Source organism: Planctomycetia bacterium (assembly GCA_016795155.1).
GTDB lineage: Bacteria > Planctomycetota > Planctomycetia > Gemmatales > HRBIN36 > JAEUIE01.
Genome location: JAEUIE010000044.1, coordinates 225,840 through 242,470, shown reverse-complemented (window position 1 = coordinate 242,470; position 16,631 = coordinate 225,840). Strand labels below are relative to the sequence as shown.

The following is a 16,631-nucleotide window of genomic DNA, read 5'->3' as shown; positions in this document are numbered from 1 at the left end:
TACTGTAATGATCTTGAGATGGGATGCGACTGGTAAAAGTGACAGATGTTGGCTAATTGCAATTGGCTAGGTTGTAACTCTGACGTCAGCGAATCGCGATAGAAAGAAGAAGTGGAACCTCGCCACTGGAGATTGTACGATGAGTGTCGTTAAGAATTTGAAACAGTAAGCCCCATCGATGCTTCAGCACATGCGAAATACCAAATCGGGAGTTTTGTTTAATGCAATAATGGTGCTGCTTTTTTCTTCGTTACATGTCTGGGCCGAGGATGTCACGAGCAGGAAAGTTCTGGTGATCTATCCTGATATGGCAGGTCGCCCCGGCATCATTGAGTTTGATCAGGCATTTCGTCAATATCTGCTGGAGCATTCAAAGCAGAAAATTGAGTTTTATTACGAGTTCCTGGATGCTGTCCGATTTCCAGATCAGAAATATCAGGAACAACTCGCGAAATTTCTGCAGCAGAAATATGCCACTATCAAACTGGAAACCGTTGTCGTGGGTCTCAAGCATTCGTTTAACTTCTTCAAAAACTATCAAAAAAGTCTGCCGGATGTTCCTGTGGTGTTTGCAGCCATAGAGGAGAATGAATTAAGCAGTGAAAAACTACCCGATAACATGGTCGGCGTTCCCATGAAATTCGACAGTGAAGCCACCATGCAAATGGCGCTGGGTATTCATCCCGACGCCAGGCGTGTCTACGTTGTCTCGGGCTCATCTACGTATGACAAGTACTGGAAGGAAAAGGCTGATCAGAATTTCAGTCGTGTTGCACCACAATTGGAAATCGTACATCTGGCTGATTTGTCGATACATGATCTGCTGGATAAAGTCAGCAAGATAGGCGCAGGAAGCTTCATCTATTATCTGCATCTACAAAAGGATAATACGGGCGCCAGTTATGCTGCACCCGAAGTGCTTAGCATGATGAAGAAAGTTGCCCGGGTGCCAATCTATGGCCATCTGCAGGTTTATCATTGCAAAGGCATTGTTGGTGGAAAGTTGATGAGCTTTGCCAACGAAGGGAAGAATGCAGCCTGGCTGGTCAATCGAATGCTGCAGGGTGAATCTCCCAGGGGAATTGTCCATCGTGGTGAGGTGCAGAACAGCATTCTGATTGATGGCCAGGAATATCAGCGATGGGCTACCTCACATTCTCAACTGCCTGTCGGTGTCATCATCGATAATGAGCAGCCAGGCGTCTGGGAACTATATCGCTGGCAGATAGTAGGCGCACTCGCCTTGTTGCTGGCACAAACACTTCTGATAGCAGGGTTATTGCTGCAACGAAGTTCGCGGCAGCAGGCGGAGAATCAGTTTCGACTCTCCGTGGATGCCTCGCCTTACGGGATGTTAATGGTGGAGCGCAACGGCCGGATCGTGCTCGTGAATGCCCAGATGGAGAAAATGTTCGGCTATGGTAAATCGGAGTTTCAACAGATTCCGCTGGAACACCTCGTTCCCATACCCTGGCAGATTCATCATGAACAATGGAGGGAACAATTTTTCCAATCACCCCTTGCACGACCAATGGGGAAAGAGCGAGAACTTTTTGCTCGACGCAAGGATGGTAGTGAGTTTCCCGTGGAAATCGGGTTGAACCCCATCCGCTCGAATGGCAAGACGCTGGTGCTGGCAACTATTGTAGATATCAGCGAGCGAAAAATTGCCGCTTCCAGACTGGAGCAGAGCCAGGAGGAACTGACTGCTTTGACAGGAAAATTACTGACAGCCCAGGAAACAGAAAGTCGTCGCATTGCGCGAGAACTGCACGATGACTTGAACCAGAACCTGGCCTTGATTGCAGTCGAGCTCGACATGCTTGCTCATTCCAAGGAGGTGGATACCCAAGAATTCGCTGAGCGAACACGGGAGCTATCCATCAAGGTCAAGCAACTTTCTACTTTTGTCCATAATCTGTCGCATCAGTTGCATCCCGCCAAGCTCGAGCAGTTGGGGCTCATCAAGTCGTTGCGAAGCCTGTGTCGCGAACTCAGCAGTACTCATGATGTGGTGATCGATTACGATATCGAGGAATTGGATTTCTCTTTGCCTGTCAACACCTCGCTGTGTTTCTACCGAATAGCCCAGGAAGCTTTGAATAATGCAATTAAACATGCTGATGCGGAGATCATTGAGGTGCAGTTAAAAAGTATGGACCATCATTTGGTGATGACCATACAAGATGACGGCAGAGGATTTGATCCGGAGAGCAGCAATGAAAAGCCTGGCCTTGGCCTGCTCAGCATGCGTGAACGAGTACGCCTGGTGCAGGGATCTGTTCAGTTATCCGCCAAGCCAGGGAAAGGTACACGGATTGAAGTTCGTGTACCGTTCGAGATGACAACACAGGAATCCATTTCTTCTAATGAACAACTGGAATATTCGCCAGAGCCAGCTGAAAGGACATAAGCCATGGGAATGCCACGCGTATTATTGGCTGATGACCATCGCTTATTATGCGAAGCACTGACCAAACTGCTTGAACCCTATTGTACAGTCCTGGGTTCCGTTTCGGATGGAAGAGCCTTGCTGGCAGCTGCCAGAAAGCTTCAGCCGGAAATCGTTGTGCTGGATATTGCCATGCCTTTGCTGAACGGACTGGATGCAGCCAGGCAACTCAAGCAGATACAACCTCAATGTAAGATCATCTTTCTGACCATGAATGAAGACCCTGATCTGATGGCGGAAGCATTTCAAATTGGTGCGTCCGGTTACCTGTTGAAAAACGCTGCCACCACGGAATTAGTGCAAGCTATTCAAACCGTGCAACAGGGGAGAACGTATGTAACTCCTCCATCTTCAAAAGAACTGGCTGGCACTTTTCAATTGAGGCATAACAACAATGGTCGCAAGTCAGAACCGAGTCCGAGACAACGTGAGGTGCTGCAACTGCTGGCGGAAGGCAAAACCATGAAGGAAGTTGCCCGTATCATGAAAATAACGCCTCGTACAGTAGCATTTCACAAGTACAGCCTGATGGAAGAACTGCAGATCAAAACCAATGCAGAATTAGTACAGTATGCCATCAAACATCACATTATTTCACCGTAAATACCGATGGAGCTTCTATTTTGGATAAATCTGTAAGATTTGACAGTTATAAGTCACGCATCATCTGATTACAGTATCTTGGCTTGATGAGTGAAGTCATTAAGTTGGGGGGGCGACCTTGGTCACCTTAAGTTGGTGAAGGAACGTTGTAATGCTCGATTACTGTGCAATTACTGGATCTTTAAGACAGGAACGAGAATCGCTGGAAGAGATCATCCGGAATCGCCTGGGATATTCAGTAGGCGACCTTCAAGTTCAGTTATCGGACAAGGGAATTGTCTTGAAGGGCAATACGCAATCGTGGTACACCAAGCAGTTAGCTCAGGAACTGGTGATGCAACACAGCAGTTTGCCAATTGCATTGAATGCCATCCGGGTCATCTTTCCCTGCAGAAACTAAGGACGGTTTTGATGAACGAACAGCGTCTTGATTTCACGGAGGAAGTAACCATGACGGTAGTTCAGACCGAAGCCACGATGGTAACCAAGCAGAGAATTAAGCTTTTTGTTGATCGTAACGAGTTGTGCTGGGTCGTCATGGACTCGAATGGTCAATTCTGGACTCTGCCTACTGGCGATAACCCATGGGAAAATCGTAAACTCTATCAACCCTCCAGTTCAGATAAGCTCGAACCAGTTCCCGGACACTACAAGACCATGCTGGGTGTACCCGGCTAACCTAAGGGCTCAACGTGAACGCTGAACAACTTCGGTTGCAGGAAGCTCAAGAGAAAAGCAAAGCCTGGAAAAAATGGGGCCCTTACCTCAGCGAAAGGCAGTGGGGTACCGTCCGTGAAGATTACAGTGAAGGTGGCGACGCCTGGAATTATTTCTCACACGATCAGGCTCGTTCCCGTGCTTACCGCTGGGGCGAAGATGGCCTGGCGGGCATCTCCGATGACCAGCAGCAGCTTTGTTTCGCACTCGCCCTCTGGAATGGCAAGGATCCCATTCTCAAGGAACGCCTCTTCGGCCTTACCAACAGTGAAAGCAATCACGGCGAGGATGTGAAGGAGTACTATTTCTATCTCGATAGTACCCCGACGCATTCTTACATGAAGTACCTGTACAAATATCCGCAGGCAGCCTTCCCGTACGACAACCTGGTGCAGACCAGCAAGAAACGTAACAGAAAAGAGTTCGAATACGAACTCATCGATACAGGCGTCTTTGATCAGAACAAGTACTTCGACGTGTTCGTGGAATATGTCAAGAAGTCGCCGGAAGACATCCTGATCCAGATCAGCGTTTACAATCGCGGTCCAGAAGCAGCTGTCATTGATCTGTTGCCCACCCTCTGGTTCCGCAACGAATGGTCATGGGTAGCCCAGGCGCCCCGGCCGCAGTTGCAGCAGATTGAAACCGATGGCACCATGAGTGCCATCAAGGCCACGCATGACAGGTTGGGGGAACGCTACCTCTACTGCGATGGCAAAGTGCCTCTCCTCTTCACTGAAAATGAAACCAACACCGAACGCATCTTCGGTGTGCCCAATCGCAGTCATTATGTGAAAGACAGCTTCCATCAGTATTTCGTACATGGCGTCGATGAAGCGATCAATCCCGAAAAGAAGGGCACCAAGGTTGCAGCTCACTATCACCTGACTGTTCAACCAGGTGAATGCCAGGTCATTCGACTGCGGCTGACGGATGCCTCGCCTCAGGCAGCCTCACAGGGCAATGGCAAGAAAACGACACCCTTCACCTCGTTTGATTCCATCGTCGAGCAGGGGAAAAAGGAAGCAGATGAGTTCTACGCCAAGGTGATTCCCCAGTCCCTTAGTGGTGACCAGGCTAACGTCATGCGGCAGGCCCTTGCGGGCATGCTCTGGAGCAAGCAGTTCTACCATTACGATGTCGACAAGTGGCTGGAAGAGCGGGGCAGTGATCCCTTCAAGAAAGACAGAAAGAACGCCCCACGCAATGAACATTGGCATCACATGTACAACGGCGATGTCATCTCCATGCCTGACAAGTGGGAGTACCCCTGGTATGCCGCCTGGGATCTGGCCTTTCATGTCATCGCACTCACGCTCGTAGATACCGATTTTGGCAAAGATCAGCTGCGCCTGATGCTACGCGAACGCTACATGCATCCGAACGGCCAGATACCGGCGTATGAATGGAACTTTGGTGATGTCAACCCGCCGGTCCATGCCTGGTCCACCATCTTCACCTATCGACTCGAGAAGGCCAAAACGGGTGAAGGCGACAAGGAATGGCTCAAGAGCAGTTTCCAGAAGCTCCTGCTTAATTTCACCTGGTGGGTCAACCGCAAGGATCGCTCCGGGCGTAACGTCTTCGAAGGCGGCTTTCTCGGCCTCGATAACATCGGTGTGTTTGATCGCAGTGCACCACTACCCACCGGTGGCTATCTGGAACAGGCCGATGGCACTGCCTGGATGGCGCTCTTTTGTCAGAACATGCTCGAGATTGCCAGCGAACTCGCGCTGACTGATCCCGACTATGGCGACATGGCCATCAAGTTTGTCGAGCACTACTTCTGGATTGCTTCCTCCATGACCCACATGGGTGGGGAAAGCGGCATGTGGGATGAGGAAGATGGCTTCTTCTACGATGTGCTTAGACTCCCTGATGGCAATTCTCAGAGGCTCAAAGTGCGATCCATGGTCGGGTTGTTGCCTCTCTGTGCAGCAACCGTGTACGATGGCAAACTCCTGGCGAAGTATCCCGATATGGCTATGCGTATCAAGCGATTTCTGGATGCCCGACCGGAGGTGCGGACTGCCATTCACGATCCAGGCAAGATGGGTGTCGAAGGCAGACGACTGGCCTCTATCCTCGATGAGAACAAACTGCGACGCGTCCTGTCGAAGATGCTGGATGAAAAAGAGTTCCTCAGCCCCTACGGGTTGCGATCCCTCTCCCGGTTCCATGCCGAGCATCCCTATGTCTTCAAAGCAGGCGGACAGGAATACCGTGTGGACTACCTGCCTGCGGAGTCAGATACGGGCATGTTCGGTGGCAATTCGAACTGGCGTGGCCCCATCTGGATGCCAGTCAATGCGTTGATCATTCGCGCACTGCTCAACTACTACAGCTACTACGGAAACGATTTTGTCGTCGAATGCCCGACGGGTTCTGGCAACATGATGAACCTGTACCAGGTCGCTGAGGAGATTTCTCGTCGCCTTGGCAACATGTTCCTGAAAAACTCTGATGGCAAACGCCCGGTCTATGGCGATACCAGGAAGTTCCAGGAAGATCCGCACTGGCGTGATCTGATCCAGTTCTACGAGTACTTCCATGGTGACAATGGAGCAGGGCTGGGGGCCAATCACCAGACAGGCTGGACGGGCGTCATTGCCCGACTGATGCATCTGTTTGCGACGAATACTCCTGATAGTATTCTCGGTTACCATAAGATTGCTGCAGAAACTGACCATCCTGTTTCACGGCTCAGCCAGGTTCTGGATCGGGATGCTATCAGACACGCGGAACAGGTCAATTAGCTTGAATCGTGATGACAGGCAGGTTTTCCTTGGCCCCGGTATCGGCAAGCGCTAGCAGCACCACCAGGTAAGCGATGGTCCGCTTGGAATAGCTGTCTGTCTTATCGATCCAGAACCAGTGCCCTTCGTAACAGACACTGATGAAAGGATTGACAGGCTTACAGGTGGAAGAAATGACGCGCAGCAGCGGTTGACCATCTGTCCCGGCACTACCCAGGTATGGAGCGATACCGCTTGTCACGTGATCTTCGGGTACTTCCACGAAAGTACCCAGTTCAGAAAGGATGCGATAGACGGATCGAGACAGGATCGCAATCTCATTAGGCTGTGAGGCGTTAGCGCCAAAGACTACCGGAAAGGACTTCGCTTGTGGATCCAGTCGCATGATTCGTCTGACTTCGGCCAGTTCAGCTTTGATCTCCGGATCGATCCCCTGCTCCTGAAAGAAGAAGGCAACCGAATCGGGTTTGTCCTTCGCTCGTTCCACCCGGATACCCACATGACCCGACTGCTGGCCTTTACGAAGCGATTGGACGATTTGCACGAATTCCGGGTCGGCAGGTCGTATCTGTCCACCCACCACCGAGCGATTTTTGATTCCATTTATCGAATCCACGGTCAAATTGAGCACCAAGTCCGCCGGGTACCCCGATTGCAGGAGATAGAGCACCGAGCCGGGATTGATCGGTGTTGTCAGATTTCGAATAAACTGCGAGCCCGTCTGCGGTTGATAAGAGATGGTGGGCCTGTCCTGATAGGCCCCCTGCAGGTTGGCAGTCAAACCCAGTTGCTGGGCAAACGTCGACACGGGATTGACCGGAGGAAAGATACCACCAGCGGCAGAAGCTGTTCCTTGAATCGTGTAGCCACTCGTAATCTGTGGCACGTCCACGAAGAACGGCGTATCCATGTAACGCAGTTTCACGATGTTCAGCAGCGTCTGTTCTTTCCACGATTCGGCAATGGCCTGGTTGTAGGGAATGCGATCAGCGGTGATCGATCGAGGCCCGTAATGCTGGCAACCAGCCAGGATCACTCCCAGCAAGGCGAAGCAAACCGTAAGCACAGCCGTGATTCGCATACTTTGGCCTGAACAGACTGGAATAACATCACCCGAAAACGAGATGACAAGATACACAATCTCTTAGGATTATTCGGAAAGTGCGTGCATTGCTCTGCATGGAATCTACTTGTTCATCGGTTATGGTGAGAGTGGTGTTGCTCGTCCTTACCCAATTGTTGCATCTTAACAGGAAAGGCTTGGAGTAGCGAACGTGTCAGAACCAGCACCAGAGCTTCTTTACAAAACGTCGGCAGCGCTCAAACGAACGCTCCGGGTCATTTACCCAGCTGGTCGGGGCCATATCGTGTTGCGTACGCAATTCGATTGGAACAAAAACCTCGAGCCGATATCTGTCAGTGACGATGGTACCGTCTCCACCTTCGAAATCACCTCACGCCAGCCGTTCGTCTACTTTAAAGCAGGGCTGATACAGGGCGATAGGTTTCACTGGTCCATCGGTTCGAACAACCTGCTGCTGATGACCGAGAAAGATCAGCGGGCCTGCTATCCATTCTTCTTCGGTTCCGAAGAGGGGAGGTTCTCCCGCCTGGTGGAGATACCCTCCAAGCTCCTGAACCGTCAGCATCGCCTGCGGGTGTATCTGCCCCCGGGGTACGACGAGAACACGCTGGCCACCTACCCCATCGCCTACATGCAGGATGGCCAGAATCTTTTCTTCCTCGAAGAAGCATTCATGGGTAATGACTGGCAGGTGGACCAGACTAGCCAGACCCTGCGTGGCATGCGTGCTTCGGAAGATATGATCATCGTTGGTCTCTACTCCGGCGACCGCATGACCGAATACACCAAACCCGGCTACGAACTCTATGCCCGATCGCTGGTGGAAGAGATCATCCCACAGGAAGAGAAAATACTTCGCAGTGTGCCTGACCGTCGCTTCCGCAGCGTCTGGGGGTCATCGCTGGGCGGTGTCGTTTCGTTCTATACTGTCTGGGAGTACCCCCAGCATTTCGGGGCTGCCGTCTGCATGTCGAGCACTTTTTCGTTCAAGGATGATCTGCTCGAACGGGTGTTGCGAGAAACACTACCCGATGTCGGCTTCTACCTCGATAGCGGCTGGCCCGAAGACAACTTCGAAGTGACGATGGCCATGGCTGCAGCACTGGTCTCCCGTGGCTGGCGCTATGGTCACAATCTCATGCATCTCGGTTTTCCCCAGGCCCGTCATAGTGAACGTGACTGGGGCTTCAGACTCCATCTTCCCATGCAGTTCCTGAACGGTGCAGTTGCACGAGCTTCGCGCCTGCTTTCCCCCGTGCTCAGCAGATAGCATCTGTTCATGAAAGGACGACGCTGTGAATCTCTCGCCCCAGTATCCCAGCCTGTACCAGATCAATACCCGTGTCTGGCTCACCGAGCTTTCCAGAAAGCTCGGCAAGCGCGCCACCCTCGACGATATCCCCGATGCTGAACTCGATAAACTTGCCGAGCAGAAGTTCGATTGGATCTGGCTGCTCAGCGTCTGGCAGACCGGGACTGCTGCTCAGCGCATCTCACGTACCAATCCGGAGTGGCTGAACGAATTCAGGAATACCTTGCCCGATCTGACGGACGACGACATTGGTGGTTCAGGTTTCGCCATCACCGGCTATACCGTTCACACGAACCTCGGCGGGGATGCTGCACTGGCACGCCTGCGCGAACGACTCAGGAAACGAGGATTCCGCCTTCTCCTCGATTTTGTCCCCAATCACATGGCACTGGATCATCCCTGGGTGAACGAGCATCCCGATTACTTCGTGGCTGGCACCGAACTCCAACTCGCCCAGGCGCCGAAAAATTACACACGTGTTCCAACCAAGCAGGGCAGTCTGCTCCTGGCCCATGGCCGTGACCCCTACTTCCCCGGCTGGCCTGACACGCTGCAACTGAACTACGCCAATCCTGCCACCCAGGCAGCCATGCGGGCAGAACTCGCCAGAATAGCTGGCCAGTGCGATGGCGTCCGCTGCGACATGGCCATGCTGGTGCTGCCCGATGTCTTTGAACGAACCTGGGGTTTGAAGGCGGAACCATTCTGGGAGAGGGCCATCAAGGAAGTCAGGCAAAACCACCCGGCCTTCTGTTTCGTGGCAGAGGTGTACTGGGATCTTGAATGGACGCTCCAGCAGCAGGGGTTCGATTATACCTACGACAAACGGCTCTATGATCGTTTGGAACACAGGCAAACTCGGGCTGCGCGCGAACATCTGCATGCCGACATGCAGTATCAGAACAAGATGGTTCGTTTTCTTGAAAATCATGATGAGCCTCGTGCCGCCAAAACTTTCCCGCTGGAAGTTCACCGTGCTGCAGCAGTGATTACATTCCTCAGCCCGGGCTTACGCTTCTTTCATCAGGGGCAACTGGAAGGGAAACAGGTTCGGATTTCTCCGCATTTGATTCGAGGGCCCGTTGAACCGGTCGATGTCCCATTGCAGACGTTCTATCAGCGGCTGCTAGCTGTACTCAAGCAACCTGTACTACGAAATGGCGACTGGCAGCTTGCACCTTGTCATGCAGCCTGGGAGAACAATGCTACCCGGGATCATTTCCTGGCATACACCTGGAATGATATTGCCGGAAATCGAATGCTGGTGGCTGTCAATTACTCAGGAGAGCGAAGCCAGTGCTATGTACGACCTTCCATGTCTGATCTGGGCAACCACAACTGGCGGCTGCGTGATCTCCTCAGCGATGCGGTTTATGATCGATCAGGGGATGAATTGCAGGCCAAGGGGCTTTACCTCGATGTAGAACCCTGGCAGTATCATGCGTTTATTATTGAACCACTCGGATAAAATGATTCGAGTCGAAGTGTGAAGTACATTTTTCAGGTGCATACCAGAAATCTGAATGTGATCAGGGAAGAATACTGATAGAGTGACCGTACCGAATCTGATATTTCGAAAGTAATTTTGGCTGGTGATCAGGGAACGATATGATCCATCAATTCATCTTCGAAAAGTATGATCTGCTGAAGCGTTACATTAACTGGTCACCACAGGACAGCCAGACTGTCAAAGAGTTAAACAACCTGTTAATGCCTTTCAGCCAGGTTTTCGTTGAAGATTTCTACAGTGAAATTGTGCGTCATCCCAAAGTTGCCCAGGTTATTGTTGGTGGTGATCAGCAGATTGCCCGACTGAAAATCAGCCTGGAGAAGTGGCTGAAGGAATTGCTGGCTGGTGAATACGACAACGAGTACATCCAGCGACGCTGGCAGGTAGGATATCGTCATGTGGAGATCGGGCTGGATCAAACATATGTCAATATAGCTCATGGACGTTTGCGTATGCAGATGCAGTGCGTACTCCTGGAGGAACTGAAAAAAGATCTGCCTCAACTGAGACAATGCTTGATAACACTGCACAAGCTTCTTGATATTGATCTGGCGCTTATTTCTGCCGCATACGAAGCAGAGCTTCAAATCAGACAGAGGACACAAGCAAAGCAGGATGAGCGTCTGGCTTCCATTGGCCAGATGATTACGGGACTGGCCCATGAGGCACGTAATGCTTTGCAGCGTATGCGGGCTTCCACGGAAAGTCTGGAGCTTGACCTGGAAGGTAATAAGGAAGTTCAACAGGACTTGAGTCGATTGAGTGTAGCGCAGGATGATCTTACCAGGCTGTTGACTGAAGTGCAGAATTATGCGGCCCCTATTGTGTTGGAGAAAGAAAAAGTTTATTGGCGGAACATGGTAGAGCAGGCATGGGAGAGCCTATCGCTTCCTAAGCTTGGCAGGCAGGCGAAATTAAATCTGACTATTGAGCCTGGAATGGAAGAAGGCAGCTACGATCCGTTTCGGTTGCAGCAACTTCTGCGTAATTTTTTTGAGAATTCTTTGGCAGCTTGTTCTGATCCAGTGGAAATAGATTTAGAAATCCGCTCTCTGGAACGGGAAGAGCAGCCCATGGTGGAAGTGCGTGTGCGAGACAATGGGCCAGGGTTGAGCGAATCCGCACGCCAGCATGTTTTTGAACCGTTTTTTACGACGAAAAGCAAAGGTACCGGATTAGGCATGGCAATTGCACATCGCATTGTCGAAGCACATGGCGGACAACTCCATTTGGGACCTGCAAATCTGCCTGGTGCGGAGTTTCGTGTGATTCTGCCTCGAGAGAACCATGGCCCGTCACCTGCGGATCGCTATCGCCGACGATGAAGCGGAGATACGCGATCACTACAGCAAAGTCATTAAACGACTGGGCCACGAAGTGGTGGCAGCGGTCGACAACGGAACGGCTCTGGTGGAAGCCTGTCAACGATTACACCCGGACTTGATCATCAGCGATGTGCGGATGCCACAACTCGATGGCGAACAGGCAATCCGTGAAATCTGGAAAACGCATCCCATTCCGACGATTCTCATATCGGCTTATCAACTGTCAGGCCAATTTCCGCCCGATGATGCACAGGTAGCCTGGTCCTATCTTCGCAAGCCCGTGAAACGGCAAGATTTTGAAGCAGCTATCGCTGCTACCGCTTCTTCATAGAGTAGCAGTATCAAATTCGTTCGAGCCTGCCATGCCGTTGCATTCTGCTGAGTTGCTGCTTATTGATGATGACCCTGATTTGCGCGAACAAGTGGCACGCAACCTTATCCGACTTGGTTATCAGGTGCTGTCGGTTGGTTCTGTTCAGGAAGGGTTGAAATATCTTGTTGAGAAAGATGTAGCCTGTGCAATAGTCGATTACTTTATGCCAGAACAAACGGGCATGGATTTTCTCAAACTACTGCAGGAAAGAAACCACGACTGTGCAGTCGTGATGATGTCGGGGCAGGGTACGATTCCCCTTGCTGTTGAGGCCATGAAGTGCGGAGCAGTCGATTTCCTTCAAAAACCCGTTCGTCTGGCTGAACTGCAGGCAGTTCTTGAAAGGCAACTGCATCAGAGAAAGATTGAAAGGGAGAATCAACACCTCAGGGAATTGATCAGAAAAAGGCAGCCTGGGGTCGAGTTGATCGGCGAATCAGTAGCGATGCAGCAGGTACAACGGCTGATTCAACGCATGGGCCCAACTGACAAACCCGTACTCATTCAGGGTGAAAGCGGAACAGGCAAGGAACTGGTGGCACGGGCTTTGGTGGCTGCCAGTCCGCTGGCATCACAGCCGCTGGTCACCATCAACTGTGCCGCCTTGCCGGATCAGCTTCTGGAAAGTGAACTGTTTGGACATGAGAAAGGGGCATTTACCGGTGCAGCTTCTGCAAAGCCCGGTCTGTTCGAGGTGGCAGACGGTGGCACCTTGTTTATAGACGAGATAGGCGAACTGAGCCCGACTCTTCAACCCAAGCTGTTGCGAATTCTGGAAGACGGCAGCTTGCGACGAGTTGGTTCCATCAAGGAACGCCGAGTGACCGTACGGTTGATTGCTGCCACTAATCGCGATTTATCGGCTGAAGTCAAAGCCGGACGGTTTCGGGAAGATCTTTTTTATCGCATCAATCTGCTGACACTGCATTTGCCGCCATTGAGGGAACGTACCGGTGATCTCCCGCTGCTGTTTCATCATTTCCTGGGTAACGGCTGGCGTGTCGCGGAGAACGTTGTTCCAGCACTGCTTCAGTATGATTGGCCGGGCAATATAAGACAACTTAGAAACGCCATCGAACGGGCGAAGATATTGGCGGAAGACAATCTAATTGAACTGAAAAACTTCCCGCCAGAAGTGGTGGAAACCAGCGATGCAGCCACCATCGTCACTTCTCAGGAATCGCTGGTACTTGGAGATATGACCCGCCGCAAGGTCATCGAAGCGATGCAGCGATCACAGGGCAATAAATCGCAGGCAGCCCAGTCACTGGGTATTACTCGCCGTTCGCTGTACCGGTTATTGGAAAAGCATGGCATCACATCTTGGTAGTGTGCGATGCCGCACAGGTATGGAGAGGTCGCACACCCCGACCCCTTGAAAACCAGCCTGTAATGATTTGGTACACAAGTTGCTTCCTCCCTGCATGGTTGTTCGTTGCCCTAGCAAGGACTTGTGTACATGAGCCAATCCGCTGCTCAATCGCCTGCTGTTACACTCGAAGAGTTTAAATACGACGACAAGATAGTGCGAGCCTTCGCGCTCATCACCTGTGTATGGGCGGTGGTGGCAATGCTGGTCGGAGTGATCATCGCCCTGCAACTGGTAGTGCCGGCCCTGAACCTGGGCTGGACGTTCACCTCGTTTGGCAGATTGCGCCCACTGCATACCAATGCCGCCATCTTCGCCTTCGGTGGCAACGCCATCTTTGCCGCGGTCTACTACTCCACGCAACGACTGTGCAAGGCCCGCATGTGGAGCGATACGCTCAGTTGGCTTCACTTTTATGGCTGGCAACTTATCATCGTAGCAGCGGCCATCACGCTGCCTCTGGGAATCACTCAAAGTAAAGAATATGCCGAGCTGGAATGGCCGATTGATCTTGCCATTGCTGTGGTCTGGGTCGGTTTCTTCGGCGTGAACTTTTTCATGACATTGGCTACCCGGCGTGAACGGCACATGTATGTCGCACTCTGGTTCTACATTGCCACGATTGTGACTGTTGCGGTGCTGCATGTGTTCAACAGCCTGGTGGTACCTGTTGGGCTGTTTCAAAGTTATTCAATTTACGCAGGTGTGCAGGATGCCTTCATGCAGTGGTGGTATGGACACAATGCGGTGGCGTTTTTCCTGACAACTCCATTCCTTGGGCTGATGTACTACTTCCTGCCCAAGGCCGCAGAACGTCCAGTGTTCTCGTACAAACTCAGCATTATTCACTTCTGGTCGCTGGTTTTCATTTACATCTGGGCTGGCCCGCACCACTTGCACTACACCGCCACGCCGGAGTGGTGCACGACGTTGGGCATGCTCTTTTCGCTGATGCTCTGGATGCCATCGTGGGGTGGCATGATCAACGGGCTTCTCACGCTCCGAGGGGCCTGGAAGAAAGTCACCGAAGATGTTGTTTTAAAGTTCTTCGTGGTGGGAATCACCTTTTATGGCATGGCTACTTTTGAAGGCCCTGTGCTTTCGATCAAGTCAGTCAATGCTTTGTCCCACTACACCGACTGGACGATCGCCCATGTGCATGGCGGGGCGCTTGGCTGGAATGGCATGATGACTTTCGGCATGATCTACTGGCTGCTACCCCGTATCTTCCAGACCAAACTCTACAGCAAGAAACTGGCGGAATGGCACTTCTGGCTCGGCACCATTGGTATCCTGCTGTACATCGTGCCCATCTATGTTGCGGGATTGACTCAGGGTTTGATGTGGCGGGCCATCGATGAGCAGGGCAATCTGATGTACCCCAAGTTCATCGAAACCGTGCAGGTGCTGATGCCGATGTACTGGATTCGTGTGGGTGGTGGCTTGCTGTTTTTGCTGGGTGCGGTGCTCTGTCTATACAACTTCATTCGTACCTGGATGGCTCGGCCCGCTGTTTACGAGGAACCAGTTTACACTGCCCCCCGGTTGACCAGTAACTATGTTGATGATCCTGCACCTGAATCCAAGCTGGAAGCAGTGCTGGAGATGGGCAAGAAGATTGATGTATGGTCGACGCTGTGGTGGCATCGCCGCTGGGAACGTCTGCCGTTGAAGTTCACGGTCTGGGTGGTGATTGCGGTGGTGGCAGCGACGCTGTTTGAACTGGTGCCCTCGTTCCTCATTCGTTCAAACATTCCAGCACTGCCTGGGGTGAAGCCATACACGCCGCTCGAACTGGCGGGGCGCGATCTCTACATCGCCAATGGCTGCTACAACTGTCATTCACAGATGATCCGTCCTATCCTGGCGGAGACCAAGCGGTACGGCCCCTACTCCAAGCCAGGCGAGTTCGTGTATGACCATCCGTTCCAGTGGGGTTCCCGCCGTATTGGTCCTGATCTGGCTCGTGAAGGTGGAGCCCAGAATGCACTCTGGCACACGACTCACTTCCGCAACCCGACGAATACCAGCCCCGGTTCGATCATGCCAGCTTATCCATCCTTCGAACAAACGGAGTTGAATTTCAAGACACTGCCTGAACGTGTGCGGGCACATAATTTCCTGGCAGGAGGACAGGCTTACAGGCCAACCGATATAGAGAATACCGAGACGATCGCGTTGGCTCAGGCCAAGCAGATCGCTAATGACATCATTCAACAAAACGGAGGGCAGGGCAGTCTGCCGAAGAACCTGGAGCGCACACAACTGGTGGCGATCATTGCTTACCTGCAGCGGCTCGGTGTGGAGCAGCCTGAAACGCCACCCGTCAAGCCTGCCACTCCGGAGAGCAAAAAGGTAGCTGCCAAGTAAGGAGAGAACATGATCCGTGATTTGATGAAGTATCTGGATGCCTCCTTCTGTGCTGAAGCAGCGCTCATCCTGTTCTTCCTGGTATTTCTCGCTGTCACCATTCGCACGCTGCTTTTCGTGCGGAAGACCGAAGCCCATGCCAACGCCAGCATTCCACTGAATGATGGCACGGAGGTACGCCGAGCATGAGTGAGCAAGCTCAACAACCCATGGATCACCTGTATGATGGGATCCAGGAGTATGACAATCCACTTCCAGGCTGGTGGACCTGGCTGTTTGTGGCCAGCATCTTCTTCAGCATTGGATATTGGGTTTATTACCATACGAATGAACCTGGTCGATCTGCGCTCGATGGCTACACGGCAGAGGTTGCGGAAGATCTTCGCATACGATTTTCAGAGATCGGCACACTTACGCCCGATCGCGCGACCATTCTGAAATACATGGATGATACAAAATGGCGTACCGTGGGTGAGATTGTGTACAAGTCCAACTGTGTTTCCTGTCATGGTGACAAGGGTGAAGGCAAAGTGGGCCCCAATCTGACCGATGAGCAGTGGAAAAACGTCAAAGTTATCGAGGATATTGCTACTGTGGTAGCCAACGGTGCGAATAATCAGGCCATGCCTGCGTGGAAGAATAGGCTGCATCCAAACGAGCTGGTGTTGGTGAGCGCCTATGTGGCATCGCTGCGGGGATCCAACCCGCCTGGTGCCAAAGCTGCAGAAGGCAACCCCATTCCACCCTGGAAGTAAGCAGG

Annotated in this window: 14 protein-coding genes; 13 read left to right on the top strand and 1 reads right to left on the bottom strand. The window is 52.0% G+C overall.

Annotated features, from left to right (window positions below):
* Window positions 1-190: 190 nt before the first annotated feature.
* The 5 genes from JNJ77_15845 to JNJ77_15825 all read left to right on the top strand — a co-directional run bounded on the left by JNJ77_15845 (window position 191) and on the right by JNJ77_15825 (window position 6,528).
* Window positions 191-2,413, top strand: a complete 2,223-nt coding sequence (locus tag JNJ77_15845; GenBank protein MBL8824060.1) for a PAS domain S-box protein — start codon at window positions 191-193, stop codon at window positions 2,411-2,413.
* A 3-nt stretch (window positions 2,414-2,416) separates the two neighbouring features.
* Window positions 2,417-3,055, top strand: a complete 639-nt coding sequence (locus JNJ77_15840) for a response regulator transcription factor (GenBank protein MBL8824059.1) — start codon at window positions 2,417-2,419, stop codon at window positions 3,053-3,055.
* A 151-nt stretch (window positions 3,056-3,206) separates the two neighbouring features.
* A complete protein-coding gene (locus JNJ77_15835) occupies window positions 3,207-3,455 on the top strand; it encodes a hypothetical protein (protein ID MBL8824058.1) in 249 nt (82 codons plus the stop codon).
* An 11-nt stretch (window positions 3,456-3,466) separates the two neighbouring features.
* Window positions 3,467-3,733, top strand: coding sequence for a hypothetical protein (locus JNJ77_15830; GenBank protein MBL8824057.1), 267 nt, complete (start codon window positions 3,467-3,469; stop codon window positions 3,731-3,733).
* Between the two features lie 14 nt (window positions 3,734-3,747).
* A complete protein-coding gene (locus JNJ77_15825) occupies window positions 3,748-6,528 on the top strand; it encodes a glucosidase (protein ID MBL8824056.1) in 2,781 nt (926 codons plus the stop codon).
* Here the strand turns inward: JNJ77_15825 and JNJ77_15820 are convergent.
* A complete protein-coding gene (locus JNJ77_15820) occupies window positions 6,521-7,609 on the bottom strand; it encodes a hypothetical protein (GenBank protein ID MBL8824055.1) in 1,089 nt (362 codons plus the stop codon). The genes JNJ77_15825 and JNJ77_15820 overlap by 8 nt on opposite strands.
* Before the next feature lie 193 nt (window positions 7,610-7,802).
* Between JNJ77_15820 and JNJ77_15815 the strand changes: the two genes are divergently transcribed.
* The 8 genes from JNJ77_15815 to JNJ77_15780 all read left to right on the top strand — a co-directional run bounded on the left by JNJ77_15815 (window position 7,803) and on the right by JNJ77_15780 (window position 16,626).
* The gene (locus tag JNJ77_15815; protein ID MBL8824054.1) at window positions 7,803-8,882 is read left to right on the top strand and encodes a hypothetical protein; all 1,080 of its coding nucleotides are present in this window, start codon (window positions 7,803-7,805) and stop codon (window positions 8,880-8,882) included.
* A gap of 25 nt (window positions 8,883-8,907) precedes the next feature.
* The gene (locus JNJ77_15810; GenBank protein MBL8824053.1) at window positions 8,908-10,392 is read left to right on the top strand and encodes an alpha-amylase; all 1,485 of its coding nucleotides are present in this window, start codon (window positions 8,908-8,910) and stop codon (window positions 10,390-10,392) included.
* A gap of 140 nt (window positions 10,393-10,532) precedes the next feature.
* Window positions 10,533-11,759: a hypothetical protein gene (locus tag JNJ77_15805; GenBank protein ID MBL8824052.1), complete on the top strand. Its 1,227-nt coding sequence runs from the start codon at window positions 10,533-10,535 to the stop codon at window positions 11,757-11,759.
* On the top strand, window positions 11,722-12,090 hold the full coding sequence (locus JNJ77_15800; protein ID MBL8824051.1) for a response regulator: 369 nt from the start codon (window positions 11,722-11,724) through the stop codon (window positions 12,088-12,090). The genes JNJ77_15805 and JNJ77_15800 overlap by 38 nt, the downstream gene beginning before the upstream one ends.
* A gap of 31 nt (window positions 12,091-12,121) precedes the next feature.
* Window positions 12,122-13,462, top strand: coding sequence for a sigma-54-dependent Fis family transcriptional regulator (locus tag JNJ77_15795; GenBank protein ID MBL8824050.1), 1,341 nt, complete (start codon window positions 12,122-12,124; stop codon window positions 13,460-13,462).
* Between the two features lie 129 nt (window positions 13,463-13,591).
* The gene (ccoN, locus tag JNJ77_15790; protein MBL8824049.1) at window positions 13,592-15,871 is read left to right on the top strand and encodes a cytochrome-c oxidase, cbb3-type subunit I; all 2,280 of its coding nucleotides are present in this window, start codon (window positions 13,592-13,594) and stop codon (window positions 15,869-15,871) included.
* Window positions 15,872-15,880: 9 nt separating this feature from the next.
* Window positions 15,881-16,060, top strand: coding sequence for a hypothetical protein (locus tag JNJ77_15785; GenBank protein MBL8824048.1), 180 nt, complete (start codon window positions 15,881-15,883; stop codon window positions 16,058-16,060).
* Window positions 16,057-16,626 carry a c-type cytochrome gene (locus JNJ77_15780; protein MBL8824047.1) on the top strand — a complete coding sequence of 190 codons (570 nt, stop codon included), beginning with the start codon at window positions 16,057-16,059 and terminating at the stop codon, window positions 16,624-16,626. The genes JNJ77_15785 and JNJ77_15780 overlap by 4 nt, the downstream gene beginning before the upstream one ends.
* Window positions 16,627-16,631 lie beyond the last annotated feature (5 nt).

Coding starts and splice junctions, on each gene's coding strand:
- JNJ77_15800 (MBL8824051.1), top strand. CDS start 11,722: ATGGCCCGTCACCTGCGGATCGCTATCGCCGACGATGAAGCGGAGATA.
- JNJ77_15780 (MBL8824047.1), top strand. CDS start 16,057: ATGAGTGAGCAAGCTCAACAACCCATGGATCACCTGTATGATGGGATC.
- ccoN (MBL8824049.1), top strand. CDS start 13,592: ATGAGCCAATCCGCTGCTCAATCGCCTGCTGTTACACTCGAAGAGTTT.
- JNJ77_15835 (MBL8824058.1), top strand. CDS start 3,207: ATGCTCGATTACTGTGCAATTACTGGATCTTTAAGACAGGAACGAGAA.
- JNJ77_15830 (MBL8824057.1), top strand. CDS start 3,467: ATGAACGAACAGCGTCTTGATTTCACGGAGGAAGTAACCATGACGGTA.
- JNJ77_15840 (MBL8824059.1), top strand. CDS start 2,417: ATGGGAATGCCACGCGTATTATTGGCTGATGACCATCGCTTATTATGC.
- JNJ77_15785 (MBL8824048.1), top strand. CDS start 15,881: ATGATCCGTGATTTGATGAAGTATCTGGATGCCTCCTTCTGTGCTGAA.
- JNJ77_15805 (MBL8824052.1), top strand. CDS start 10,533: ATGATCCATCAATTCATCTTCGAAAAGTATGATCTGCTGAAGCGTTAC.
- JNJ77_15820 (MBL8824055.1), bottom strand. CDS start 7,609: ATGCGAATCACGGCTGTGCTTACGGTTTGCTTCGCCTTGCTGGGAGTG.
- JNJ77_15845 (MBL8824060.1), top strand. CDS start 191: ATGCGAAATACCAAATCGGGAGTTTTGTTTAATGCAATAATGGTGCTG.
- JNJ77_15795 (MBL8824050.1), top strand. CDS start 12,122: ATGCCGTTGCATTCTGCTGAGTTGCTGCTTATTGATGATGACCCTGAT.